The following is a 23687-nucleotide window of genomic DNA, read 5'->3' on the forward strand; positions in this document are numbered from 1 at the left end:
GCGGCGCCCGCGCCGCGATGGTGAGCAGAAATGGTCGAGTGCGCATCACGCACTCGACCATTTCTGCTCACCGAGGGACCTCCGCCGGTACCGTCGAGGCGTGACGATCGAGCTGCGCCGGGTGACCGCGGACGACTGGCAGACCTGGCGCCCCGTCCGGCTGCGGGCGCTCGCCGACTCCCCGCACGCGTTCGGTTCGACGCTGCAGGACTGGGCGGACGCCCCCGAGCACCGCTGGCGGACACGCCTGTCGATCCCCGGTGCGCTCGACCTGCTGGCGGTCGCCGCCGAGGGCGACGTCGTCGGGATGGCGAGCGGTGTCCCGGGCGCCGACGCCGGTGCGCCAGCCGAACTCATCTCGATGTGGGTCGACCCCGCCGCCCGGGGCCGAGGCGTCGCACGTGCCCTGGTCGAGACGATCGCGGAGTGGGCAGCGGCCTCCGGTGGCGGGGCGCTCGAACTCTCCGTGATGCCCGACAACACCGTCGCCCGGCACACCTACGAGCGCGCCGGGTTCACCGCACTCGACGAACCGGGCGCTCCCCTGCCCGACGGTCGGAACGAGGTGCTGATGCGTCGTACGGTGGTCGCATGAACCGAGTACTGCGGTGGACCGCGTGGATCGTCGCCGTGCTGCTGGTGGTCGTGGTGGTGTTCCTCGTCTGGGCGCACATCGTCATGCAGGGCACCCGGAGCGCTGCGCTGCAGGTCTGGCGCGACGACCGTGTGTCGGTCCAGGATGCCGGTGACTCCGTGGTGATGACGCCCACGGGGCAGGCCGACGGCAAGGGCATCGTGTTCATCCCGGGTGCGAAGGTCGATCCGTACGCGTACATGGCGACCTTCCGGCAGGTGGTCGCGAACGGCACGACGGTCGTCATCACGAAGCCGACGCTCAACCTCGCGTTCTTCGACACCCGGCCGCTCTCGACCTTCGAGGCGCACGCGCCGGACGTCGCGACCTGGGCGGTCGGCGGGCACTCGCTGGGCGGGGTCCGTGCCTGCCAGCTCGCGCAGGACGCGGACGGCCTGCTGCTGCTCGGCAGCTACTGCGCGAACGACATCAGCAGCTCGTACATCGACGTGCTGAGCGTCTCGGGCTCGCGTGACGGGCTCTCGACCCCCGACAAGGTCGACGCGGCCCGGCACCTGTTGCCGTCGACCGCGACGATGACCGAGGTCCAGGGTTCGAACCACGCCGACTTCGGCGCCTACGGGGACCAGCCGGGCGACCGCACGGCGACCATCAGCCGCGAGGCCGCCCGCGAGCAGATCTCCTCGGCGATCGAGGAATGGGCGCGCGACCTGCCGCCGGCCCCTGGCCTGCGCTGACGGCGCGGTCTGAACACGCGTGCTGGAGCGGTCCTAGACTCGACGAGAGCAACGTCCACGAACCCCGTTCCCTGAAGGGCTGCAGATGACGACGCCGACCCGGCGCACACCCGCGCGACTCGCGGACACGCGAGCGCTCCTGTTCGACCTGGACGGTGTCCTCACCCCCACCGCCGACGTGCACATGCGCGCCTGGAGCCGGCTCTTCACGCCGTACCTCGAAGCGCACGGGGTCGCGCCGTACACACAGGCCGACTACTTCGCGTACATCGACGGCAAGCCGCGGTACGACGGCGTGCGGTCGCTGCTCGAGTCGCGGGGCATCGACCTGCCGCAGGGCACCCCGGACGACGGCCCGGACGACGACACCGTGTGCGGTCTCGGCAACCGGAAGAACGCCGAGTTCACCGCCGAGCTGGACGAACACGGCGTCGAGCCGTACCCCGGCTCGCTCCGGTTCCTCACCGCCGCGATCGACGCCGGCTTCCACGTCGCGGTCGTCTCGAGTTCCGCGAACGCCGTCTCGGTGCTGCGGACCGCCGGCATCCTCGACCGGTTCACCGTCGTGGTCGACGGGCTCGTCGCCCGCCAGGACGGCCTGGCGGGCAAGCCCGCCCCCGATACCTACCTGGACGCCGCCGGGCGCTTCGGACTGACCGCCGCCGAGTGCGTCGTGGTCGAGGACGCCACCAGTGGTGTGGAAGCCGGCCGGAACGGGGCCTTCGGGCTCGTCGTCGGGGTCGACCGCGGAGCGGGCGCCGACGCGCTGCGCGAACACGGTGCCGACGTCGTCGTGACGGACCTCGCCGACCTGGTCGCGGACCTTCCCCACGCGACCACCAGCACGACGTAGCCAGCGCGCCGGAGGCGAGCCGCGCCTCCCGGTCGAACCGACGTCCCCACACCACCCTCCCTTCCCACGGAGCACCATGAACCCCATCACCTCGGACCCGCTCGACCGCGTCCGGTACCCGATCGACGAGTGGGCACTCGTCGAGACCGAGTACACCCCCGACCAGCAGGGCGTCGCCGAGACGAACTTCGCCGTCGGTAACGGGTACCTCGGCCTGCGCGGCAACCTCGACGAGGGCCGCGGCGGTGTGCAGTACGGCACGTACATCAACGGGTTCCACGAGACCTGGCCGATCCGGCACGCCGAAGACGCCTTCGGGTTCGCCAAGACCGGCCAGACGATCATCAACGCGCCCGACGCCAAGGTGATCCGGCTCTACGTCGACGACGAACCCCTCGTGCTGGCCGAGGCGGACATCCTCCACCACACGCGGCGCCTCGAGTTCCGCGGCGGCTACCTGTTCCGCGAGACCGAGTGGTCGACGCCGTCCGGCAAGCGCGTGCTGATCCGGTCCCGCCGCCTGGTGTCGTTCACCGATCGGCACCTCGCCGTCATCGACTACGAGGTCACCGTGCTCGACGCGGACGCCTCGATCCTGCTGTCCAGCCAGATCCTGAACCGCCAGGACGTGCAGGACGAGTACCACGCCGGGATGCGGGCGGCCGCGAACGCCTTCGACCCGCGGAAGGCCGAGGCCTTCACCGACCGGGTGCTCGAACCGAAGCTCAAGCGCAGCACCGGCGCCCGTTCGCTGCTCGGGTACCAGGCGTCGAGCTCCGGCATGACGATCTGCGTCGGTGTGGAGCACCACCTCGAGACCGAGAACAGCTGGGACGAGTCGTCGTCGATCGATGACGACCTGGCGAAGCACGTCTACCGCGTCCAGGCGCGTGCCGGGCAGCCGATCCGACTCGTCAAGCACGTGGTGTACCACACCTCCCGCGGTGTCCCGGTGCGCGAACTCGCCGACCGCTGCGACCGCACGCTCGACCGGGCGCACGCCGAGAACATCGACGAGACGTTCGAGAAGCAGCGCGTCTGGCTCGACGACTACTGGGCACGCAGCGACGTCGAGATCGCCGGGCAGCCGGAGATCCAGCAGGCCGTCCGGTGGAACCTGTTCATGCTCGCGCAGGCCACGGCCCGCACCGACGGGCACGGCATCGCCGCCAAGGGCGTCACCGGCTCCGGCTACGGCGGGCACTACTTCTGGGACATGGAGATCTACGTCCTGCCGTTCCTGTCGTACACGGCGCCGATCGTCGCCCGGAACGCGCTGCGGTTCCGCTACAACATGCTCGACGCCGCACGCTCGCGGGCACGCGAGCTGAACCAGCGGGGTGCCCTGTTCCCGTGGCGCACGATCAACGGCGAGGAGTCGAGCGCGTACTACGCCGCCGGCACCGCGCAGTACCACATCGACGCCGACATCGCCCATGCCCTGATGCAGTACGTGCGGGCGTCCGGTGACACCGAGTTCCTGAAGCGCGGGGCGATCGACGTGCTCGTCGAGACCGCCCGGCTGTGGGCTGACCTCGGCTTCTGGCGCTCCAACGGCGACAAGAAGTTCCACATCGACGGCGTCACCGGGCCCGACGAGTACACGACCGTCGTCGACGACAACCTCTACACGAACGTCATGGCGCGGGCGAACCTGTGGTTCGCGGTGAACGCGTGCCGCGAACTCGCGGCCGACGACGTCGAAGAGTACGACCGGATGGTCCGGCGCACCGGTCTGCGCCCCGACGAGCTCGTCGAGTGGGAGCACGCCGCCGAGTCGATGGAGATCCCCTTCGACCCGCACCGTGGCATCCACCCGCAGGACGCCCAGTTCCTCGACAAGGAACTCTGGGACCTCGAGAACACCCCCGAGTCCAAGCGTCCACTGCTGCTCCACTACCACCCGCTGGTCATCTACCGGTTCCAGGTGCTCAAGCAGGCCGACGTCGTGCTCGCGCTGTTCCTGCAGGGGCACGAGTTCACCGCGGCCGAGAAGCGCCGCGACTTCGACTACTACGACGCGCTCACCACGGGCGACTCGACGCTGTCGGCGGTCGTGCAGTCGATCATGGCGGCCGAGGTCGGGTACCACGACCTCGCCGACCAGTACTTCCAGACGGCGCTCTACGTCGACCTGGCCGACCTGCACGGCAACACCTCGGACGGCGTGCACATCGCGTCGACCGGTGGCATCTGGGGTGCGCTCGTCAACGGGTTCGGCGGCATGCGCGACCACGGCGGCCGGATGACGTTCAACCCGCGACTGCCGCGGCACTGGGACTCGTTGACCTACCGTCTGACCGTGCGCGGGTCGCGGGTCCGGGTCGACCTCGGGCAGGACGCCATGACCTTCACGGTCGAGTCCGGCACGGGTTTCACCGCCTGGGTGCACAACCAGCAGTGGGACATCGAGGCCGGCGAGCCGACCGTTGTTCCGTTGCCGCACCAGGGGCCGCGGATGTCCGGGCACGCACCGACCACGAGCGACATCCAGGGCACGCTCCGCGCCGACGGCTCCGTGATCACGGCCTCGATCCCGACGATCTCGCTCCAGCGCGACTTCGACGTGGACGAGACGACCGCTTAGGGCGTCACGCCGGCTGTCGGCAGGGGCCCGCTCGACCCGGTCAGCTCGCGACGAGCTCGACCTTGAAGCGTTCGGCGTCCTCCAGGAAGGCAGCACGGTGGTCTGGACCGCCGGCGTACGGGTGCCGGTCCTCGTAGAGGCGGGTCCAGCCGTGCGCCGGTGCGTCCGTCCACAGCTGCTCGACCTGTCCGGCGTCGCCGGCGTGGAACGCGAGGTGGCTCAGCCCGGGCCGTCGGCGGTCGTGCGCGCCGTCGAGCGGTGCGGCCTCGAGAACGAGGTAGACGTCACCGAGTCGCCAGCTCCGGCCCGCTGGCCACTCCTGGAACGGCGTGTACCCGAGCTCGCCGAGCAGCCAGCCCCACGCCCTGCTCGCCGTGTCGAGGTGGGCGGTGCGGAGCTCGACGTGGTGCAGGGCTCCCCGGGTCACAGGAGCTTCCGGAGCGTGTTCGTGTTGCGCGTCGTGGTCGAGCGCTTGAAGCGTGCTGCCCCGGCCCGCTTCGCGAACACGGTGTCCGTGCTCGACCCCTTCGGGCACGACCAGTACACGACACCGTCACCCCGGGCGACCTGCTCCACGGCGGTGTCGAGCACGAGGTCGGCGAGCAGCGCGTCGAGGGCGTCGTCGTCGGAGCCGAACACCCCGTAGTCGTGCCGAGCGTCGGCCCGGTCGAACGGGAACCCCTCGACGATGCCTTCGAGGTCGTCGTGCCGGACGAGCACGATCCACGCGTCGTAGCCGAAGCGGTCACGGAGTGCCTGCTCGATCGTGGCCTTCAGGGTCGGCGCGTCGGCGTCCGTCCCGAACACCACGTTGCCGGATGCGAGCACCGTGCGGACGTCGTCGAAGCCGAGTCCACGGAGCAGTTCCGCGAGCTCGGCGTTCTTGATCGTGATGCCGTTGACGTTCACTCCGCGCAGCAGCGCGATCCACTTCGCCATGCCGGAACCGTAGCGCGGTGGCGGCCGTCTCAGCCGATCGACTACACAAGAAGCATTGCGCAAGAGTTCTTGTGCATCTATCGTCAGAGCATGACCGTGCGCAGACTCGACGACGCCGCCCACATGCGTGCCCTCGCCCACCCGACCCGACTGCGGATCGTCGGGCTCCTGCGTTCCGGTGGACCGCAGACTGCGGCGATGCTCGGCGACGAGATCGACGAGGCACCCGGCACGATCAGCTACCACTGCAAGCGCCTGGCCGACGCGGACTTCATCGAGCCGGCGCCGGAGCTCGGTTCGGACCGGCGGGAGCGGTGGTGGCGTGCGACTGCGGACCACACGTCGTGGGACCTCGCCGATGCGTTCGACGACCCGGAACGGATGCTCGCCACGACGGCACTCGACCACACCGTCGCCGATGCGTACGCGGCCGAGTACGGGCGGTTCATCGACCAGGCGCCGGTGCTCGGCCGTGAGTGGGTCGCGGCGTCGACCAGCTCCGACGAGGTGCTGCGACTGACCGCCGAGGAGCTCACCGGCCTCGGCGCCGAACTGCGTGCCGTCGTCGAGCGATGGACGGCCGTGAGTGACGCGCACACGCCGGGTGACGGGTCGGAGCGCGTCATCGCCGTCACGCAGAGCTACCGGATGGGGCGACCGTGAACGCCCGGGCACGGTTGCGGGCGCTGCTCGCGGTCCAGGTCGTCTCGCGGACCGGCAACGTCGTCACGACCGTGGCCGTGCCCTTCGCCGTCCTGGCCCGGGGCGGCTCGGCGACGGACGTCGGGATCGCCGCCTTCGCCGCGACGGTGCCGATCGTCCTCGGCGGCCCGTTCGGCGGGGCGCTCGTCGAGCGGGTCGGGTTCGTCCGTTCGAGTGTGGCGTCGGACCTCGTCAGCGGTGCGACCCTCCTGGCGATGCCGATCCTCGCCTGGACGGTGGGTCTGCCATTCTGGGCACTCCTGGCGCTCGTGTTCGTGAGCGGCCTGTTCGACCTGCCCGGGGAGTCCGCACGCCGGGTCCTGCTCCCGGGGCTCGCACGATCGGCCGGCGTCCCGCTGGAGCGCGCGGTCGGTCACTTCGAGGCGTCCCAGCGACTCTCGGTGCTCATCGGCGCGCCGCTCGGCGGGGTGCTCGTCGCGGCTGCCGGACCGATGGCCGCCCTCGTCTGCACCGCGGTGGCGTTCAGTACCGCAGCGCTGCTCGCTGCGGTACTGGTCCGGCCAGCGGGCGACGACGCAGCGGGCGACGACGCAGCGGGTGCGAGCGCTGATGCGGCTCCGACCAACGGGTACTGGCGGGACATCGCCGAGGGCTTCCGGTTCTGCGTCCGCGACCCGTTCTTCCGGCTCGTGATCGCCCTCGTGCTGATCACGAACCTGCTGGACGCGGCCCGGTCGACGACGTTGCTCCCGCTCTACGCCGCTGACACACTCGGCGGGGCGCAGGCGCTGGGCTTCGTGACCGGGACCTTCGGCGGTGCGGCGTTCCTCGGGTCGGTGGCCTTCGGGTACGTCGCACACCGCGTCCCCCGTCGGATCACGTTCGTCGTGTGCTTCGTGCTCGCCGGTGGGCCCTCGCTCCTGGTGCCGGCGCTCGGCCTCGGGCTGCCGTGGATGCTCGCTGCCTCGGCGCTGTCGGGCCTCGCCGCCGGATCACTCAACCCGATCCTCGGAGCCGTCGAGCTCGAGCGCATCCCGGCGCACATGCGCGCCCGGGTGTTCGGGCTGCTCGGAGCCGGGTCCTGGGCGGGCATCCCGCTCGGCGGACTGCTCGCCGGGTTCGCGGCCGAGGGCGTTGGTGTGCAGGCGACGTTCGGGGCCGTCGTCGTGCTCTACACCGTCGTGACGCTCGCGCCGCTGACGGGCGGCGCCTGGCGTCTCATGGAACGACCGGCTCCGGAGCGGGCACCGGTCGAGCGCGTGACGACGTAGTCCGCATCCGGGGCGGCGCTCACGTCCACGTCCGCGCGACGCCCCAGCCGCTGCCCTCGGGCACGATGTCGACCACCAGCGTGTCCCCGTCGTCGGCCGTGGCCTGGAAGCGCCAGCCGACCGTGCGCTCGGGGGCGTGGGTGATGGCGGTCGGCAGCTCGGCCCGCGTCACGGTCAGACGGGTCGGGGTGTCGCTCACCCGCCAACGGCGCCCGCCCCAGACCAGCCGGCTCGGTGCGCCCTCGGACCACCACACGGTGGCGGCCGTCTCCGTGATCATCATCGGGTCTCCTCGTTCGAACGTGTGTTCGAATGCTAGATCGCAATCGAACGGCGAGCAACCGCGGGTTGTGTTCAGAACGCGTTCTGAATACGCTGGATCCATGACCCTGACCGCCCCTCCTCGCTCGCGTCGTGCCGTCCAGTCGTCCGACCTCTCCCGCCATTCGAGAGAAGTGTTCGCTGCAGCTGAAGAAGAGCCGCTCGAAGTCACGCGGCGCGATGGAAAAGCGCTCGTGCTCACCACGAAGGAACGCTCGGACGACGACGACGCGGTCCTCGAGATCGCTGCGCAGTTGATCGCTGCGGTGACCGTCAACGAGGGGCTGCCGCTCCACGATCGACTCGCCATCCCCTACCCGTGGATCAAGCTCCTGAGTCGAGACGACCAGCAGCGATTTGCCCGCGAGATCGTCGACGTGGCTCGTGGATCGTTCTCGCTCAGGCAGCCGCGGGCCTTGCTCGTCGAGATGCAGGCGTGGCGCAGCAGTGCCGAGGCGATCGCGGCGGGCTGGAGCACCGGCGACCCCGAACTCCTCGAGCACCCGATCGTCCTCGACGCGCCGTGAAGCCGTGGTCAGTCGCGGCACTGGTGTCCCCCGGCCGGTACGGACGACGGAGTTCACGGTCGTCCTGGGCACGCGCTCGGCAGAGCACGGATGGCGAGAAGTCCTGGCGACACAGCGGAACGCAGTCGTGTCAGCCTGGGAGCGGTTGACCAGCGATCCCTTGTCCGAGGACCTGGCCTGCCATGCGCTCCGCGGTGCGCTCGGCGTCGTCCGGCACTCGGGTCGCGAATGGACACGTCGGCAGCTCGAACTGAAGCGGGGCGCGCGGATCTGGTTCACGGTGGACGAGGCGGATCGAGTCGTCTGCATCACAGACGTCCACACGCGCCATCCCAACCAGACGAAGTGACTGCGCCTGACCTCGGATGCCCTCGTGTAGACGGGGAGCATGACGAACGACGATCAGGGCCCCGACGAACATCACGAGGTACCCGCGGGGGTCTCCGACGCCACGGTGGAGGCACTCGGCACACTGTCGGCTGCGGTCGAGGTCATCGAGCACGCCCGCGGCCTGCTCTACGGCTTCCACCGCCTGACGGGCACCGCCGACCTGAACCTCGGCGAAGCCGTCGAGCAGCTCCGGAAGGCCGGCCACACCGAACTCGCCGACCGCATCGACACCGAGCTCGTGGGTCGCAACGTCATCGCCGGCCGCTGGACGTTCCAGGTCGTCGAGGACTACGACGACGGGTACTACGCCCTGGCGAAGGAGCTGGAGCGCACTGCGCGGGACGAGCTCGTGCAGGGGCGCCGCCACCTGTTCGAGGCGGGCATGAAGGAGGACCGGCGGTCCGGCGGTCGACGCCACCACGAGGCGACGCCGGGCGACCTGCCGGACTGAGCACGGGCCTCCCGGCCGGCCCGAACGCGAAAGCGACAGTTCTCCGCGGATGTTTCGCGGACAACTGTCGCTTTCGTGGACCACCCTCGGACGGCCCCACAGGAACTGTCGCTCTTGCAGACCAGCCCCGGCCCGGCCCGGCCAACCCCGGCCCGGCGCCCCTGCCTCAGCCGACGCCGAGCAGTGCCTCCAGCGGCCCTCGTGCGAAGTACAGCAGGAAGCCCGCGGCGACGACGTAGAGCAGCCACGACACCTCGCGACCCCGGCCGGACAGCAGCTTGATGAGGACCCAGCTGATGAAGCCGACGCCGATGCCGTTCGCGATCGAGTAGGTGAGCGGCATGACGACGATCGTCAGGAACGCGGGCAGGGCCGAGCCGAAGTCCGTCCAGGAGATGTCCGCGACCTGCGCCACCATCAGGGCGCCGACGACGACGAGTCCGGCGGCGGCGACCTCGAGCGGGACGACCTGCGTGAGCGGGGTGAGGAACATCGACGCCAGGAACAGCAGGCCGGTGACGACCGACGCCATGCCGGTGCGTGCGCCCTCGCCGATGCCGGCGGCGGAGTCGATGAAGACGGTGTTCGACGACACCGAGGCGCCACCGCCGGCGATCGCGCCGACGCCCTCGACGACGAGCGCCGACTTCAGGCGGGGGAACGTGCCGTCGGGCTTCGCGACGCCGGCGGCCTTCGCCAGGCCGGTCATGGTGCCCATCGCGTCGAAGAAGTTCGTGAACACGAGGGTGAAGACGAGCATCGACGCCGCCAACGGCCCGATGCGGCTGAACGCGCCGAACAGGTCGGCGTGGCCGACGAGCGACAGGTCGGGGAACGCGAAGAGCGCACTCGGCAGGCCCGGGGCGTTGAGGTTCCAGCCGGTCTTCGAGTCGACCGACGTCGGCACCTGGAAGATCGCCTGCAGGATGATCGCGATGATCGTCGTGGCGACGATCCCGATGAGCAGGGCGCCCTTGACCTTGCGTGCCATGAGCGTGCCGATGATGACCAGCCCGATCAGGAACACGATGGTCGGCAGGGCGCCGACGGAGCCGTCCTCACCGAGCTGCAGGGGCGGCGACGCGAGCCCGGACGAGCGCACGAAGCCCGAGTCGACGAGGCCGATGAAGGCGATGAACAGGCCGATGCCGACGGTGATCGCTGCCTTCAGCTGCGCCGGGACGGCGGTGAAGATCATCGTCCGGATCCCCGTCAACGCCAGGACCACGATGATCACGCCGTTGATGACGACGAGTCCCATCGCCTCGGCCCAGGTGACCTGCTGCACGACACTGACGGCCAGGAACGAGTTGATCCCGAGGCCCGCGGCGATACCGAACGGCAGGTTCGCGATGACGCCCATGGCGATGGTCATCAGGCCGGCGACGAGACCGGTCGCGGCGGCGACCTGCGCGTTCTCGAGCCAGCCGCCGGAGACGTCCTTGGCGGCCTGGTCGGCGCTGAACCCACCGAGGATCAGCGGGTTGAGGATGACGATGTACGCCATCGTCACGAACGAGACGAGTCCGCCTCGCACCTCGCGCGGGATCGTGGATCCGCGCTTCGTGATGGAGAAGTATCGATCGAGGCCGGTCGCGAAGCGGTTCCGGGGTGGGGTGTCGGTCTTCGTGGCGCTCACCGAGCAAGTTTAAAGCCTGCTGGGTTTCCGGCATGTCACAGGATCCTCACAGGGCGCGCAGGGTGCGCCGATGTCCGACCGGGAGGCCCGACCCGCGTGATCGGGGGACGTCACGCCGTGCGCCGGCTCGCGTTCTCCGGCCATGGCTGGTGTTGGATGGACCGGTGACGTCACGCATGGACCGTGCCCGCGTCGAGGCCGCGGTGCGCGAACTCCTGCTCGGCATCGGCGAGGATCCCGACCGCCCCGAACTCGAACGCACACCCGCTCGGGTCGCCGACTCGTACGCCGAGTTCTTCGCCGGCATCGGCACGGACGCCGTTGCCATCGCCCGCGACGGCACCGTGCACGCCGAGGACGGTGAACGCGGCCGACTCGTCATCGTGCGCGACGTGAAGTTCCGGTCCGTCTGCGAGCACCACCTGCTGCCGTTCCTCGGGGTCGCGCACCTGGCCTACGCGCCGGGTGACCGTCTGATCGGGCTCGGAACGCTCTCGCGGGTGCTCGACGCCGTGGCCTCGCGTCCGCAGCTGCAGGAGCGGCTGGGCGAGCAGGTCGCTGCCACGATCGCCGAGGGGCTCGGCGCCGAGGGGGTCCTCGTGGTCCTCGACGCGCAGCACCAATGCGTGACGACCCGTGGGGAGCGCCAGACCGGCTCGACGACCGTCACGGTCGCGGCGAACGGCTCGCTGGCCGACGCCGCGGGCCGGGCGGAGGCGATCGCGCTCATCGGTGCGGGGCGTGTACCCGACCCCGAGGCGGACGCGTGACGTCTGAGGGGGCCGCCACGGGCCTCCAGGCAGGATCGACCGCACCCGGCTGGGTCGTGCCGGACCTGCGGCAGCCGGTCCGTACGATCGGACGCAGAACGTTCGACTTCGACCACCGCATCGCCGTGATGGCGATCGTGAACCGCACGCCCGACTCGTTCCACGACCGCGGTGCCACCTTCGAGCTCGACCGCGCCGTCGCCGCCGCCGTCCGGGCTGCCGAACAGGGCGCCGACTGGGTCGACATCGGCGGCGTAAAGTTCGCTCCGGGGCCGGAACTGCCCGCTGCTGACGAGGTCGACCGCGTCGTGCCCGTCGTCGAGCAGCTCGCCCAGGAGTCCGACGTCACCATCAGCGTCGACACGTTCCGCCCCGAGGTCGCCGCAGCGGCGATCGCAGCTGGCGCGAGCGTGGTCAACGACACCACCGGCCTGTCCGATCCCCGGATGGCGGCCGTCGTCGCGGACTCCGAGGCGACGATCGTCATCACGCACTCGCTCGCCGAACCCCGACGGCCCCTCGCAGCGCCGCCGCAGTACGACGACGTCACCGCGTCCGTCGTCGGGTTCCTGCGGGAGCGCGTCGACCGGGCGCTCGCCGCGGGGATCCCGGAGTCGCGGATCGTCGTCGACCCGGGCCACGACCTCAACAAGAACACCGTGCACACGCTCGAGGTCACCCGGCGCCTGCCCGAGGTCGTGGCGCTCGGCTACCCGGTGCTCGCGGCGGTGTCGAACAAGGACTTCGTGGGGGAGTCGCTCGGACGCCCGCGCGGCGAACGCCTGGCGGGGTCGCTCGCCGTCGCGACCGTGAGCGCGATGCTCGGGGCGCGGATCGTCCGGATGCACGACGTCGCCGAGAGCGTCGACGCGATGCGCATGGTCGAGGCGACGCTCGGTTGGCGCGCCCCAGCGGAAGCGCGGCACAACACGTGAACCTCCTGCCCCCGTCGATCGCGGACCTGTCCGACGACGACCTCATCGACCTGTACACAGCGGGTGCCTCGGCGCCGTGGCTGCGGGTGAACTTCGTGGCGACGCTCGACGGGTCCGCCTCGGCCGCCGGGGTCTCGGGGTCGCTCGGCGGCCCGGACGACCTGCGCGTGTTCGACCTGCTCCGCCGGGTCGCCGACGTCGTGCTCGTCGCAGCCGGCACCGTGCGTGACGAGGGCTACGGGCCGATGGTCCTGCACGACGCCGACGTGGCCTGGCGCCGGGCGCACGGCCTGCCCGACCACCCGGTGTTCGCGATCGTGTCGCGGTCACTGTCACTGGACGCCGGATCCCGGGTGTTCACCGAGGCCCCGGTCCGGCCAGTCGTCCTGACCTCCGCGGCTGCGGCGGCGTCGGACGTCGGGGTCGCGCTGTCGTCCGTCGCCGACGTCGTGCCCTGCAGCACCGACACCGACCCCGACTCGGTCGACGTGTCGCTCGTCCGCGACGCACTGGTGGCGCGGGGGTTCGGCACGATCCACTGCGAGGGCGGGCCGTCGTTCCTCGGGTCGCTCATCGCCGCGGACGCCGTCGACGAGCTGACCCTGACGATCGACCCGTCGCTCGAGGGCGGCACCGGGCCCCGGATCGCCCGCGGCAGTTCACCGGAGCTGCGACGGATGCGCCCCGCGCACGTGCTCCGCGGTGCGGGTGACGTGCTGCTGACCCGGTACGTCCGGGCGGAGCCGCCTGCCCGAGTCTCGGTGCCGGTCGACCGCGTCGGCTAGGGTCGGGCGCGTGATCGACATCGTGGCGTCCGGGGTCCTCTTCGACATGGACGGGACGCTCGTCGACTCGACCGCGGTGGTCGAGGCCACCTGGACCCGGTTCGGTCACGACCGCGGCATCGACCCGGCCGAGATCCTCGCCTTCTCGCACGGCCGTCAGGCGATCAGCACGATCGAACACTTCCTGCCCGAACTGGACCGCGACGAACAGCTCCGCATCGCCGCCGCACTGGTCGCCGAGGAGAGCGCGAGCAGCGAGGGCATCTTCGAGATCCCCGGTGCCGCAGCCTTCGTCGACCGGCTCCTCGACGCAGGCGTGCCGGTGGCGCTCGTGACCAGTGCACCGCGCGACCTGGCCGCCGGCCGGATGGCGGCAGCGGGCCTGACCATGCCGACGGCGTTCGTGCCGTCCGAGGACGTCGAGCACGGCAAGCCCCACCCCGACGGGTACCTGCGCGGTGCCGCGCTGCTCGGTGTCGAGGCCACCGACTGCGTGGCGTTCGAGGACGCCCCCGCCGGCCTCGAGTCGGCCATCGCCTCCGGAGCGACCACGGTCGTCGTCGGCCCGCACGAGTCGGACGTCACGGCCGGGCTCTACCGGGTGTCGGGGTACGAGGGCATCACCGTCGAGCCCGAAGGGTCCGCTTTCCGCATCCGCGGCTGAGGACCCGCTGCGTCCTGCGGGCACGCCCAGCGCTCCCCGACGACCCTCGGGTGTGCGGCCGGAACAACCGGGCCGCACGTGCGGCCGGAATCACCGGGCCGCGGAAGGAGCGACCATGGCAACCCTGGACGGCAAGAAGGTCCTCGTCATCGCGACGAACTACGGCGTGGAGCAGGACGAGATCGTCGTGCCCGTCGACCAGCTCCGCGAGCGCGGCGCGACGGTGACCGTGGCGGCGCAGGACTCCGGTTCGATCGCGACCCTGGTCGGCGACAAGGACCCCGGCAAGTCCCTCGACCCCGACACCACCATCGCCGGTGTCAACGTGACCGGGTACGACGCGCTCGTGGTCCCCGGTGGCACCATCAACGCCGACACCCTGCGACAGGACAACTCGGCGGTCTCCCTGGTGACGGCCTTCGTCGAGGCGAACAAGCCCGTCGCGGCGATCTGCCACGGCCCGTGGACCCTCATCGAGGCCGGTGTGCTGCGCGGACGGACGATCACTTCGTTCCCGTCGCTGCAGACCGACGTCCGGAACGCCGGCGCCGAGTGGGTCGACCAGGAGGTCCAGGTCGACGGCGGCATCATCACCTCGCGGAACCCCGACGACCTGCCGGCCTTCGTCGACGCGATCGAGAGCGCGCTGACAGCGTGAGCACGGTGCGCTGCCGCTGACGGCCCTGCCGCTGACGGCACCGCCGTCAGCCCGGCGCGACGGGGCGGGTCGTCCGGAGCACCGCGGGTCCGAGGGTGAGCACGCCGTCGGACTCGGGGTCGCACCGCACCCCGCCCCGTCCACGCATCGCCCGGAACGCACCCGGCGCCACCTCGTGGTCCATCCAGGCGCACGGGTTCGCCGGCCGGTACCCGCGGAACAGCACGGCACCGCTGCCGGGGCTCTGCAGCGAGAACGGCTCCCCCCGGAGCGCCTCGACGTCGGCGCCCCGCAGGAACACGTTCCGCCGGGTCGCCACGGGATCGACCGGCACGCCGAGTGATCGTCCGACCTCCTCGAGGCCCTCGAGCCCGATGACCGTCACCGAGGCGTGCACGTGCGCCCGCGCCGCGAAGTAGCGGTCGCCGACGATGCCGAGTCCCGCGCGCAGTTCGATGCGGTCGCGCAGCTCGTCGGGGTCGTCCGATCGGACCGGCAGGGCACCGTCGGCCGGCCTGCCCTCGTAGCGGTGGCGGCGCGACACGAGCAGCAGCGCGACCTCGACGTCGGTCCGGAACGGCAGGTCGACGGAGTCGGCGAGCTCGGCGAGCTCGTCGGAGCCGACCCGGTGGTCAGACCCGGCCACGTCGTCTCCGGAGGTCACCCGCCCAACGCTAGCCGGGCCTCCCGGTCGACGCCGTGCCGCCGTCGGTACTGCGCCGAGGTTCCACAACACGCCGTCGGTGCTGCGCCGAGGTTCCACGGGCGAGCACATCGAGCGCCGACATGCCGAGATCTCGGAACCTCGGAACCTCGGGCCGCCCGCCACCCGCACCACGCGACGTGCCGCGGCGTCCGATTTCCGCCAGTCGCGGTCGGTGGTGCGTGTCAGGCTGGGCCCGTGACCATCCCCGGAACCGACCAGCTGCATGCCGAGCGCTACCGCGTCGTCGCCTCGCGCGACGCACGCTTCGACGGCCAGTTCGTCACCGCCGTGCACTCCACGGGCATCTACTGCCGACCGAGCTGCCCGGCACGCACGCCCCGCGAGACCGGCGTCACCTTCTACCGCACGAGTGCAGCAGCGCACCTGGCCGGCTTCCGTGCCTGCAAGCGCTGCCTGCCCGAAGCGACCCCCGGCAGCCCCGAGTGGGACCTGCGCGAGGACGTCGCCGGCCGCGCCATGCGCCTCGTCCTCGACGGCGTCGTCGAGCGCGACGGCGTCCCGGGGCTCGCCGCACGGGTCGGCTACTCCGAACGCCAGCTCAACCGCATCATGACGGCCGAGCTCGGTGCCGGCCCGAAGGCGCTCAGCCGCGCACACCGCGCCCAGACGGCACGCACGCTGCTGACGTCGTCGGACCTGCCCATCGCGGACGTCGCCTTCGCGGCCGGGTTCGCGAGCGTCCGCCAGTTCAACGAGACCGTCCGCGAGGTCTTCGCCGTCACCCCGTCCGAGCTGCGTGCCCGTCGGACGCCCCGGCCCGCGTCCGACGGCGCACTGCACGTGCACCTGCCCGCGCGGTCGCCGTTCGACGCGCAGGGGCTCCTCGACTGGCACGCACTGCACGCCCTGCCGGGCCTGGAGCAGGTGGACACCGACGAATCCGCGCGGGTCACCTCCTACGGACGGCTGCTCGACCTGCCGGGAGGCCCGGGGTGGTTCAGCGCATCGGCCGCGGTCGCAGGGACGGCCGGTTCCACGGCCGCCGGTCGCGGTACCGGGATCGACCTGCGGGTGCGCGTCACCGACCTGTCCGACCTGCCGACGCTCGTCGCCCGCGTCCGGTCGTACTTCGACCTCGATGCCGACCCGGTCGCCGTCGACGCGGTGCTCGGCTCCGTGCCCGAGCTGGCTGCGGCGGTGCAGCGGGTCCCCGGCCTGCGGCTGCCCGGTGCCGTCGACGCGCACGAGATCGTGTTCCGCACCCTCATCGGGCAGCAGGTCTCCGTCGCCGCGGCCAGGACGGCCCAGACGCGGCTCGTGGCGGCGCTCGGTGCCGCCGTGCCGTCGGCGATCCTGCCGGACGGCCTGCTGTTCCCGTCCGCCGAGGTCATCGCCGCCCGCGGCCACGAGGTGCTGCGCGGTCCGGCCGCCCGGGTCGACACGATCCTGCGGGTCGCCGCGGCGCTCACCGACGGGTCGCTCGTCATCGACGGCGGGCAGTCCCTCGACGAGCTGCGCGAGCGGCTGCTGGCGGTGAAGGGCATCGGGCCGTGGACCGCCGACTACGTGGCGCTCCGGGTCCGGCACCACCCCGACGTGTTCCTCCACAGCGACCTCGCGGTGCGCAACGGTGCACAGGAACTCGGACTGCCCGGTACGGCGCGCGAGCTCTCCCTATGGTCGGAGCAGGTGGCGCCCTGGCGGAGCTACCTGACGATGCACTGCTGGCGACCGATCATCGACCGCGCGATCGCGACGGCCGCCGGTGCGCGGGTGCACGGCACCGGCCGTGCGCAGCACGCAGACAACGACCCTCGGAAGGACGAACGATGACCGACGCAACCATCCAGACCCTGGACACCCCGGACGGGGCCTTCACCGTGCTCGAGGACGCCGAGGGCCGTGTCCTCGCCTCGGGCTGGACCGACTCCGTCGACCGGATCCTCGGGCGGCTCGCCGACCGGTACCGGCCCAGTCGCATCGTCGACGGCACGGTCGCCGCCGCTGATGCCGTGGACGCCTTCTACTCGGGCGAGGTCGAGCACGCCATGCAGGTGCCGGTCCGGCAGTTCGGCACCGACCTGTTCACCGAGGGGTGGCGGCAGCTCCGCCGCATCCCCGCCGGCGGCACCCTGACCTACACCGAGTTCGCGGGGGCGATGGGCCGCCCGGACGCCGTGCGGGCCGCCGCCAGCGTGTGCGCACGGAACGCTCCCGCCCTGTTCGTGCCGTGCCACCGGGTGCTGCGTTCCGACGGCACGCTCGGGGGCTTCGCGTGGGGGCTCGACGTCAAGCGATCGTTGCTCGAACGGGAGTCGGTCGGCACCACGGCGCTCGTCTGACTTGTACAAAACGCTCTAGAATGTACAGGTGAGCGAAGTGTCGATCTCCGAAGCGCGTGGCCGCCTGGCGTCGATCATCGACGACGCCCGGCGCGAACCCGTCTACCTGACCCGGCGCAACAAGCGCGTCGCGGCGGTGGTGGACGCGGATGTCCTGGACCGCCTGCTCGAGGCGGCCGAGGACCTCGACGACCTGGTCGCGTACGACGCTGCCATCGCGGAGAACAAGCGCATCGGCGGCGAGAACGTGCAGTGGGACGATCTCAAGCGCGAACTCGGACTCGGATGACCTGGTCGGTCGAGGTCATCCCGTCCGCGCAACGTGTCATCCGCAAGCTCCCGCCCGACGGTCGTCGGCGGATCGAGGGACTCCTCGCGATCCTCGCCGACCACCCGCGGCCCCCGGCAGCTCGGAAGCTCGTGAACCGACCCGGTTGGCGGGTGCGATCAGGTGACTACCGTCTGATCTACGAGATCGACGACGGCCGACTCATCGTGATCGTCGTCGATGCCGGCCACCGCCGAGCGATCTACCGCGACCGCTGAGCGGAGCCGGAGCCGGACCCGGATCGGTCGTCTCCCCCTGGTTGCGGGTGGTGACGTGGGAGCGCTCCGATGCCATGCTTCGAGGACCGACCCGCCCGGTCCCTCCCGAGGACCCGACGCAGCGCCGTCGAACCACCCTCGGAAGGCCCCCAATGGACCAGCACGTCGACCGCACGGTCGTCTCCGCCGACGGCACGGTGATCGCCGTGTCCGACGCGGGGATCGGTCCGGCGCTCGTCGTGGTCGGTGGCGCCTTCGACCACCACGGCACCCCCACCGTCGAGCACCTGACCGGCGCGCTGCAGGACCGCTACCGGGTCATCACGTACGACCGGCGGGGCCGCGGTGCGAGCGGCGACACCACCCCGTGGACGATCGAGCGCGAGGTCGAGGACCTCGCGGCCGTCGTCGCGAGTGTGGACGGACCCGTCGCCGCGCTCGGCCTCTGCGTCGGCGCGGGGGTGGTCCTCCGGGGCCTCGCCGCCGGTGTCCCGCTCGGGGCCGCCGTGCTGTGGGAGCCGCCGTACCGGGCGACGGTCGACCCGCACGCCGACGACGTCGTCTTCGCCGACCTGCTCGACGAACACGTCGCCGCCGGCCGTCGCGCCCAAGCGGTCCGGGCGTTCCTCGCGCACGTCCTGGGGGTGCCGATGGGGCAGATCTCGGCGCTGCGGCTGAAGGGTGCGCTCTGGCGGTCGCTCGTCGTCGACGCCCACGTGCTCAGCCGCGACGTGCGGGTGCTCAACGGCCTGGCGATCCCGGAGCGGGTGGCAGCAGCGGTCGGTGTCCCGGTGCTCGTCGCCGCGGGCAGCGACGGCCACGAGTGGATGCGGCAGGCGGCCCGAGCGGTCGTCGAGGCCGTGCCGGGCTCGGGCTACGTCGAGGTCCCCGGGCAGGGTCACGTGCCCGACCCGGCTGCGATCGGCGCGGTGCTCGACGGGTTCCTGGTCCGGGTCGTCTCACCGAGCAGCTGACTGCGAGAGGATGGCGTGGTGAACCCAGCTCGTGCTGGGGAGTTCAGCACTCCTGCGAAGATGGTGCCGTGAACGCACCTCGTCTCGGACTCCTGCTCGACGTCGACGGGCCCATCGCCAGCCCCGTCTCCCGCACCATCGCGATCCCGAGCATCATCGAGGACCTCGTCGCCCTCGCCGCCGAGGGCATCCCCGTCGTCTTCAACACCGGCCGGAGCGACGCCTTCATCCGGAGCGAGGTGGTCGGTCCGCTGCTCGCCGGTGGTCTCGCCGAGGGTGGCCGCGTGCACGCCGTCTGCGAGAAGGGCGCCGTCTGGTGCTCGATCGGCCCGCAGTACGAGGGCGGCATGAGCGAGCTCACCGTCGCCGACGACCTGGCGCTCCCGCGCGACTACGCCGACGAGATGCGCGAGCTCGTCCGCACCGAGTACGCCGACCTGGTGTTCTTCGACGAGACGAAGCGCGCCATGGTGTCGATCGAGCAGCGGGTGGAGGTGCCGAACGCCACGTACCTGGCCCGGCAGCCCGAGTTCGACGCGAAGGCGATGGCGGCCCTCGAGCGTCGCGGCCTGGGCGTGCGCCGTCTCGACGACGTCCGACCCGATGCCGACGGCGCTGTGCAGTGGCGGATCGACCCGACGATCATCTCGACCGACGTCGAGTCCGACCGCAGCGGCAAGGACATGGGCGCCGAGCGGTCGCTCGAGCTCCTGGCGCAGGACGGCGAGCTGCCGACGGCCTGGCGCACGATGGGTGACTCGCGCAGCGACTACGCGATGGCGGACTGGCTGCACGCGAACGGCCACGAGGTCGCGCACGTCGACGTCCGTCCCTCGGACGGCGTGCCGGCGACGCCGTACCCGGTGCTCACCGCACCCGACGGGGTGATCCACGACGAGGCCGGAGCGCGGTTCCTGGCGGACTGGCGCCGATCCGCCTGAGCCGAGCCGGGCCTCCCGGTCGACCCGCCCTGCCCACGGAACCTGGTTCCGGACACCGCACCGCGCCGTTCCCTGGTTCCGCGTCCGGAACCTGGTTCCCATGCGCCCAGCGGCTCCGCTGTTTGCGTGTCGGGGTGGTACACCAGTAATGTCACGGGGTCCGCCGCCCAGTCGATGACGGGATCCACCCCATGGCAACGAAGCTCCGCATCAAGTCGATCGAGGCCTCACTGGCCGACTCCGAGGAGCAGGGCCGGTCCCTGAAACGCTCCCTGAAGACGTTCGACATCGCCGCGATGGGCATCGCGGTCGCCGTCGGCGCCGGCATCTTCTCGGTCGGCGCGAACGCCGCCGCGAACTTCGCAGGGCCGGGCGTCATCATCTCGTTCCTGCTCGCCGCCGTCACGTGTGGCCTGGCGATCATGTGCTACGCCGAGTTCGCCTCGACGATCCCCGTCGCCGGCTCCGCGTACACGTTCACGTACGCCACGATGGGCGAGCTGCTCGCCTGGATCGTCGGCTGGGACCTCATCCTCGAGACCCTCACCGCCAGCGCCGTCATCGCGAAGTACTGGGGCATCTACCTCAGCACCGCGTTCGACGTGTTCGGTGTGACCCTGCCGAGCACGATCCAGCTCGGCCCGATCCCGTTCACCTGGGGCCCGGTCCTGATCGTCGGCATCTTCACGGTGCTGCTCGCCTTCGGCACCCGCCTGTCGTCGCGGGTCTCGGCGGTCATCACGATCATCAAGGTCGCCATCGTGGTGTTCGTCATCGTCGCCGGCGCGTTCTTCGTCAAGGCCGCGAACTTCACCCCGTTCATCCCGCCGTCGGAGCCCGCCAAGGGCGCCGAGGGCAGCGTCTGGACCCAGTCGCTCGTGTCGTGGTTCACCGGTTCCGAGCCCGCGCAGTACGGCGTCTTCGGGCTGCTCGCCGCCGCGTCGCTCGTGTTCTTCGCGTTCATCGGCTTCGACGTCGTCGCGACCAGCGCGGAGGAGACCGAGAACCCGCAGAAGACGCTGCCCCGCGGCATCTTCATCGGCCTGGGCATCGTGACGCTGCTCTACGTCGGCGTCAGCATCGTCATCACCGGCATGGTCTCCTACCAGCGCCTCGCGCAGGAGGACGCACCCTCCCTGGCCTCGGCCTTCGACATCGTCGGGCTGCCGTGGGCTGCCGGCATCATCGCCATCGGCTCCCTGATCGGTCTGACGACCGTCGTCATGGTGCTGCTGCTCGGTCTGTCCCGCATCGTCTTCGCGATGAGCCGAGACGGTCTGTTGCCGCGCTGGTTCTCGAAGACGAACCCGAAGACGCAGACGCCGGTGCGCGTGCAGGTCGTCGCGGGCGTCGTCGTCGCGCTGCTCGCCGGGTTCACGGCGGTCGACAAGCTCGAGGGCATGATCAACATCGGCACGCTGTCGGCCTTCGTGCTGGTGTCGATCGGCATCATCGTGCTCCGCAAGTCGCGCCCGGACGCCCCGCGCTCGTTCCGGGTGCCGTGGTCGCCGGTGATCCCGATCCTGTCGGCGGTGCTGTGCTTCTGGCTGATGCTGAACCTCGAGGTCGAGACCTGGCTGCGGTTCGTCGTCTGGCTCGTCATCGGCTTCGCCATCTACTTCGGGTACAGCCGCCGCAACAGCCGGGTCGGCAAGAGGCAGCAGTAGCGGGCTCCGGCCTCCTACGCGCCGACGACCAGCAGGACGCCGAAGCCCAGCATCACGACGGCGACCAGACCGTCGAACACCCGCCACGTCAGCGGCTTCGCGAACAGCGGTCGGAGCAGCCGCCCGCCGAAGCCGAGGGCACCGAACCACAGGCAGCTCGCCGCGACGGCGCCGACGGTCCACAGCCAGCGGTCGTCCGGACCCTGCTGGTTCGCCACGGACCCGAGGAACACCAGCGTGTCCAGGTACACGTGCGGGTTCGCCCACGTGAAGACGAGCATGGTCGCCACCGCCGTGCGCATGGTCACCGCCTGGCCGGGAGGCGCGGTGCGCGTCCGCCCCGCCACCACCGTCCCCGGGCGCTCGGGTCCACTGCCCGCGGCCGGCTCCGGCACGCCGTCGTCCGCCGCGTCGTCGGCCACGCGCATGGCGTCGCGCGACGGCCGCAGTGCCCGTCGCGCGGCGAGCACACCGTAGGTCACGAGGAACGCGGCCCCGACGAACCGCACGACGACGAGCGCCACCGGGAACCGCTCGATCACGGCCCCGACGCCGAGCACCCCGGCGACGATGAGCACGGCGTCCGACACCGCGCACACGACGACCGCCGCCGTCACCACCCGCAGGCCCGAGCTGACCGCCAACCGGAGCAGGTAGGTGTTCTGCACACCGATCGCGACGATCAGGGCGAGTCCGGTGCCGAGGCCGGCGAGCAAGGGGAGGAGTGCGGTCACGTCCACGACGCTAGGGGCGCCCTCGTCTGTAGACCAGCTCACGTTCCTACAGCGCCGTAAGCTGCACTGCATGGTCCGATTCCAGCGCGAGCACCTCGAGACCCTGTTGGCCGCCGTCGACCACGGCACCCTCGACGCGGCTGCCCGGGCCCTGGCGATCACCCCGTCGGCGGTCTCGCAGCGCATCAAGTCGATGGAGCAGCAGGTCGGCCGGGTCCTGCTGCAGCGGACGACCCCGGTCACCCCGACGGCCGACGGCGCCGTCGTGCTCCGGCATGCACGCCAGGTGCGGTTGCTCGACGACGAGACCGCCCACGCACTCGGCGAGACCGATGCCGACGGATCGGGGTCCGCGGTGCCGTCGATCCCGCTCGCCGTCAACGCCGACTCGCTCGGCACCTGGTTCCTCGACGCGCTCGCACTCGTCCGTGTCGACACCGAGGTGGTCTTCGACCTGCACCGCGAGGACCAGGACCGCACCGCCGAGCTGCTGCGCGCCGGCACGGTGATGGGTGCCGTGACGGCCGAGGCGGACCCCGTGCAGGGCTGCTCGTCGGTGCCGCTCGGCATCGACCGGTACCGGGCGGTGGCATCGCCGGCGTTCGTCGACCGCTACCTGTCCGACGCCGACACCGAGCGGCGGATGCTGAGCCGCCTCGACCGGGTGCCGCTCGTCGACTACGACCGCGACGACGACCTGCAGCAGGGCTACCTCCGCCGGGTGCTCGGTCACGCGCCCTCCGGTCCACGCCACTTCGTCCCGACGTCGGCCGACTTCGCACGGGCGGTCTCGCTCGGCTTCGGGTGGGGGATGCTGCCCGAAGCGCAGTGCCTCGATGCCCTGGCGCGGGGCGAGCTGCTCGAGCTCACCCCGACCCGCCGCGCCGACGTCGCCCTGTGGTGGCAGCGGTGGAACCTGGCGTCACCCTTGCTCGAGCGGGTCACGGAAGCGGTGCGGTCGACCGCCGCCGAGCGCCTGCACCCCGTCACCCGGTGAGCAGGCACGTCCCGGTGCTCGTCGCTGCGCCCGC

General features: G+C 71.3%; 28 protein-coding genes. 22 read left to right on the plus strand and 6 right to left on the minus strand.

The features are described from left to right. Positions 1-100 precede the first annotated feature (100 nt). The 4 genes from EDF31_RS08960 to EDF31_RS08975 all read left to right on the plus strand — a co-directional run bounded on the left by EDF31_RS08960 (position 101) and on the right by EDF31_RS08975 (position 4772). On the plus strand, positions 101-595 hold the full coding sequence (locus EDF31_RS08960; protein ID WP_131845908.1) for a GNAT family N-acetyltransferase: 495 nt from the start codon (positions 101-103) through the stop codon (positions 593-595). Next, positions 592-1332 carry an alpha/beta hydrolase gene (locus tag EDF31_RS08965; protein ID WP_123339425.1) on the plus strand — a complete coding sequence of 247 codons (741 nt, stop codon included), beginning with the start codon at positions 592-594 and terminating at the stop codon, positions 1330-1332. Before EDF31_RS08960 ends, EDF31_RS08965 begins: the two co-directional genes overlap by 4 nt. Before the next feature lie 85 nt (positions 1333-1417). Then, complete coding sequence (locus tag EDF31_RS08970) at positions 1418-2185, plus strand: HAD-IA family hydrolase (protein WP_111083533.1); 768 nt, start codon at positions 1418-1420, stop codon at positions 2183-2185. A gap of 76 nt (positions 2186-2261) precedes the next feature. Beyond that, a complete protein-coding gene (locus tag EDF31_RS08975) occupies positions 2262-4772 on the plus strand; it encodes a glycosyl hydrolase family 65 protein (RefSeq protein WP_131845909.1) in 2511 nt (836 codons plus the stop codon). A 40-nt stretch (positions 4773-4812) separates the two neighbouring features. On the opposite strand, the gene EDF31_RS08980 is transcribed toward EDF31_RS08975, so the two are convergent. Both EDF31_RS08980 and EDF31_RS08985 read right to left on the minus strand, forming a co-directional pair. Further along, the gene (locus tag EDF31_RS08980; protein WP_123671387.1) at positions 4813-5199 is read right to left on the minus strand and encodes a VOC family protein; all 387 of its coding nucleotides are present in this window, start codon (positions 5197-5199) and stop codon (positions 4813-4815) included. Beyond that, the gene (locus tag EDF31_RS08985; RefSeq protein WP_131845910.1) at positions 5196-5711 is read right to left on the minus strand and encodes a DUF1697 domain-containing protein; all 516 of its coding nucleotides are present in this window, start codon (positions 5709-5711) and stop codon (positions 5196-5198) included. Before EDF31_RS08985 ends, EDF31_RS08980 begins: the two co-directional genes overlap by 4 nt. Positions 5712-5801: 90 nt before the next feature. On the opposite strand from EDF31_RS08985, the gene EDF31_RS08990 reads away from it, so the two are divergent. Together EDF31_RS08990 and EDF31_RS08995 are read left to right on the plus strand one after the other, a co-directional pair. After that, complete coding sequence (locus EDF31_RS08990) at positions 5802-6374, plus strand: helix-turn-helix domain-containing protein (RefSeq protein ID WP_123671389.1); 573 nt, start codon at positions 5802-5804, stop codon at positions 6372-6374. Then, the gene (locus tag EDF31_RS08995) at positions 6371-7645 is read left to right on the plus strand and encodes an MFS transporter (RefSeq protein ID WP_131845911.1); all 1275 of its coding nucleotides are present in this window, start codon (positions 6371-6373) and stop codon (positions 7643-7645) included. The genes EDF31_RS08990 and EDF31_RS08995 overlap by 4 nt, the downstream gene beginning before the upstream one ends. A 19-nt stretch (positions 7646-7664) precedes the next feature. Here EDF31_RS08995 and EDF31_RS09000 read toward each other — a convergent pair whose 3' ends face one another. Next, entirely contained in the window at positions 7665-7928 is a 264-nt protein-coding gene (locus EDF31_RS09000) for a hypothetical protein (RefSeq protein WP_111083527.1), read from the minus strand. Positions 7929-8028: 100 nt separating this feature from the next. On the opposite strand from EDF31_RS09000, the gene EDF31_RS09005 reads away from it, so the two are divergent. The 3 genes from EDF31_RS09005 (at position 8029) to EDF31_RS09015 (ending at position 9334) form a co-directional block, all read left to right on the plus strand. Next, positions 8029-8493 carry a prevent-host-death protein gene (locus EDF31_RS09005; RefSeq protein ID WP_131845912.1) on the plus strand — a complete coding sequence of 155 codons (465 nt, stop codon included), beginning with the start codon at positions 8029-8031 and terminating at the stop codon, positions 8491-8493. A 127-nt stretch (positions 8494-8620) separates the two neighbouring features. Then, a complete protein-coding gene (locus EDF31_RS20335) occupies positions 8621-8842 on the plus strand; it encodes a hypothetical protein (protein ID WP_235035857.1) in 222 nt (73 codons plus the stop codon). A 39-nt stretch (positions 8843-8881) separates the two neighbouring features. Further along, on the plus strand, positions 8882-9334 hold the full coding sequence (locus tag EDF31_RS09015) for a hypothetical protein (protein ID WP_131845914.1): 453 nt from the start codon (positions 8882-8884) through the stop codon (positions 9332-9334). 166 nt (positions 9335-9500) lie between these two features. On the opposite strand, the gene EDF31_RS09020 is transcribed toward EDF31_RS09015, so the two are convergent. After that, on the minus strand, positions 9501-10973 hold the full coding sequence (locus EDF31_RS09020; RefSeq protein WP_123293062.1) for an NCS2 family permease: 1473 nt from the start codon (positions 10971-10973) through the stop codon (positions 9501-9503). 176 nt (positions 10974-11149) lie between these two features. On the opposite strand from EDF31_RS09020, the gene folE reads away from it, so the two are divergent. The 5 genes from folE (at position 11150) to EDF31_RS09045 (ending at position 14785) form a co-directional block, all read left to right on the plus strand. After that, the gene (folE, locus tag EDF31_RS09025) at positions 11150-11743 is read left to right on the plus strand and encodes a GTP cyclohydrolase I (RefSeq protein WP_123293064.1); all 594 of its coding nucleotides are present in this window, start codon (positions 11150-11152) and stop codon (positions 11741-11743) included. Beyond that, positions 11740-12678, plus strand: coding sequence for a dihydropteroate synthase (folP, locus tag EDF31_RS09030; protein ID WP_131845915.1), 939 nt, complete (start codon positions 11740-11742; stop codon positions 12676-12678). Before folE ends, folP begins: the two co-directional genes overlap by 4 nt. Continuing rightward, positions 12675-13463, plus strand: a complete 789-nt coding sequence (locus tag EDF31_RS09035; protein ID WP_131845916.1) for a pyrimidine reductase family protein — start codon at positions 12675-12677, stop codon at positions 13461-13463. The genes folP and EDF31_RS09035 overlap by 4 nt, the downstream gene beginning before the upstream one ends. A gap of 10 nt (positions 13464-13473) precedes the next feature. After that, positions 13474-14127: an HAD-IA family hydrolase gene (locus tag EDF31_RS09040; RefSeq protein ID WP_123293069.1), complete on the plus strand. Its 654-nt coding sequence runs from the start codon at positions 13474-13476 to the stop codon at positions 14125-14127. A 115-nt stretch (positions 14128-14242) separates the two neighbouring features. Next, positions 14243-14785 (plus strand): type 1 glutamine amidotransferase domain-containing protein, encoded by a 543-nt coding sequence (locus EDF31_RS09045; RefSeq protein WP_111083520.1) that lies wholly within the window; start codon positions 14243-14245, stop codon positions 14783-14785. A 46-nt stretch (positions 14786-14831) separates the two neighbouring features. On the opposite strand, the gene EDF31_RS09050 is transcribed toward EDF31_RS09045, so the two are convergent. Next, positions 14832-15368 carry a molybdenum cofactor biosysynthesis protein gene (locus EDF31_RS09050; RefSeq protein WP_131846116.1) on the minus strand — a complete coding sequence of 179 codons (537 nt, stop codon included), beginning with the start codon at positions 15366-15368 and terminating at the stop codon, positions 14832-14834. Positions 15369-15686: 318 nt separating this feature from the next. Between EDF31_RS09050 and EDF31_RS09055 the strand changes: the two genes are divergently transcribed. The 7 genes from EDF31_RS09055 to EDF31_RS09085 all read left to right on the plus strand — a co-directional run bounded on the left by EDF31_RS09055 (position 15687) and on the right by EDF31_RS09085 (position 21922). Next, a complete protein-coding gene (locus tag EDF31_RS09055; RefSeq protein WP_243649953.1) occupies positions 15687-17285 on the plus strand; it encodes an AlkA N-terminal domain-containing protein in 1599 nt (532 codons plus the stop codon). After that, complete coding sequence (locus EDF31_RS09060) at positions 17282-17794, plus strand: MGMT family protein (RefSeq protein WP_111083519.1); 513 nt, start codon at positions 17282-17284, stop codon at positions 17792-17794. Before EDF31_RS09055 ends, EDF31_RS09060 begins: the two co-directional genes overlap by 4 nt. Positions 17795-17822: 28 nt before the next feature. Further along, positions 17823-18083, plus strand: a complete 261-nt coding sequence (locus EDF31_RS09065; RefSeq protein WP_165901376.1) for a type II toxin-antitoxin system Phd/YefM family antitoxin — start codon at positions 17823-17825, stop codon at positions 18081-18083. Further along, positions 18080-18340: a type II toxin-antitoxin system RelE/ParE family toxin gene (locus EDF31_RS09070; RefSeq protein ID WP_123293075.1), complete on the plus strand. Its 261-nt coding sequence runs from the start codon at positions 18080-18082 to the stop codon at positions 18338-18340. Before EDF31_RS09065 ends, EDF31_RS09070 begins: the two co-directional genes overlap by 4 nt. Positions 18341-18492: 152 nt before the next feature. Beyond that, positions 18493-19314: an alpha/beta fold hydrolase gene (locus EDF31_RS09075; RefSeq protein ID WP_165901377.1), complete on the plus strand. Its 822-nt coding sequence runs from the start codon at positions 18493-18495 to the stop codon at positions 19312-19314. Between the two features lie 68 nt (positions 19315-19382). Then, the gene (locus EDF31_RS09080) at positions 19383-20255 is read left to right on the plus strand and encodes a hypothetical protein (protein ID WP_131845918.1); all 873 of its coding nucleotides are present in this window, start codon (positions 19383-19385) and stop codon (positions 20253-20255) included. A 191-nt stretch (positions 20256-20446) separates the two neighbouring features. Then, a complete protein-coding gene (locus EDF31_RS09085; protein ID WP_131845919.1) occupies positions 20447-21922 on the plus strand; it encodes an amino acid permease in 1476 nt (491 codons plus the stop codon). 14 nt (positions 21923-21936) lie between these two features. On the opposite strand, the gene EDF31_RS09090 is transcribed toward EDF31_RS09085, so the two are convergent. After that, on the minus strand, positions 21937-22656 hold the full coding sequence (locus EDF31_RS09090) for a LysE family transporter (RefSeq protein ID WP_243649954.1): 720 nt from the start codon (positions 22654-22656) through the stop codon (positions 21937-21939). Positions 22657-22726: 70 nt separating this feature from the next. Here EDF31_RS09090 and EDF31_RS09095 point away from each other — a divergent pair, with 70 nt between their 5' ends. Next, a complete protein-coding gene (locus EDF31_RS09095; protein ID WP_131845921.1) occupies positions 22727-23653 on the plus strand; it encodes a LysR family transcriptional regulator ArgP in 927 nt (308 codons plus the stop codon). The last annotated feature ends 34 nt before the right edge of the window (positions 23654-23687 follow it).

This window comes from Curtobacterium sp. PhB142 (assembly GCF_004341255.1).
In the GTDB taxonomy this organism is placed as follows: domain Bacteria; phylum Actinomycetota; class Actinomycetes; order Actinomycetales; family Microbacteriaceae; genus Curtobacterium.

Coding starts and splice junctions, on each gene's coding strand:
- EDF31_RS08965 (WP_123339425.1), top strand. CDS start 592: ATGAACCGAGTACTGCGGTGGACCGCGTGGATCGTCGCCGTGCTGCTG.
- EDF31_RS08970 (WP_111083533.1), top strand. CDS start 1,418: ATGACGACGCCGACCCGGCGCACACCCGCGCGACTCGCGGACACGCGA.
- EDF31_RS08975 (WP_131845909.1), top strand. CDS start 2,262: ATGAACCCCATCACCTCGGACCCGCTCGACCGCGTCCGGTACCCGATC.
- EDF31_RS08985 (WP_131845910.1), bottom strand. CDS start 5,711: ATGGCGAAGTGGATCGCGCTGCTGCGCGGAGTGAACGTCAACGGCATC.
- EDF31_RS08990 (WP_123671389.1), top strand. CDS start 5,802: ATGACCGTGCGCAGACTCGACGACGCCGCCCACATGCGTGCCCTCGCC.
- EDF31_RS09000 (WP_111083527.1), bottom strand. CDS start 7,928: ATGATGATCACGGAGACGGCCGCCACCGTGTGGTGGTCCGAGGGCGCA.
- EDF31_RS09005 (WP_131845912.1), top strand. CDS start 8,029: ATGACCCTGACCGCCCCTCCTCGCTCGCGTCGTGCCGTCCAGTCGTCC.
- EDF31_RS09015 (WP_131845914.1), top strand. CDS start 8,882: ATGACGAACGACGATCAGGGCCCCGACGAACATCACGAGGTACCCGCG.
- folE (WP_123293064.1), top strand. CDS start 11,150: ATGGACCGTGCCCGCGTCGAGGCCGCGGTGCGCGAACTCCTGCTCGGC.
- EDF31_RS09045 (WP_111083520.1), top strand. CDS start 14,243: ATGGCAACCCTGGACGGCAAGAAGGTCCTCGTCATCGCGACGAACTAC.
- EDF31_RS09060 (WP_111083519.1), top strand. CDS start 17,282: ATGACCGACGCAACCATCCAGACCCTGGACACCCCGGACGGGGCCTTC.
- EDF31_RS09070 (WP_123293075.1), top strand. CDS start 18,080: ATGACCTGGTCGGTCGAGGTCATCCCGTCCGCGCAACGTGTCATCCGC.
- EDF31_RS09075 (WP_165901377.1), top strand. CDS start 18,493: ATGGACCAGCACGTCGACCGCACGGTCGTCTCCGCCGACGGCACGGTG.
- EDF31_RS09085 (WP_131845919.1), top strand. CDS start 20,447: ATGGCAACGAAGCTCCGCATCAAGTCGATCGAGGCCTCACTGGCCGAC.
- EDF31_RS09095 (WP_131845921.1), top strand. CDS start 22,727: ATGGTCCGATTCCAGCGCGAGCACCTCGAGACCCTGTTGGCCGCCGTC.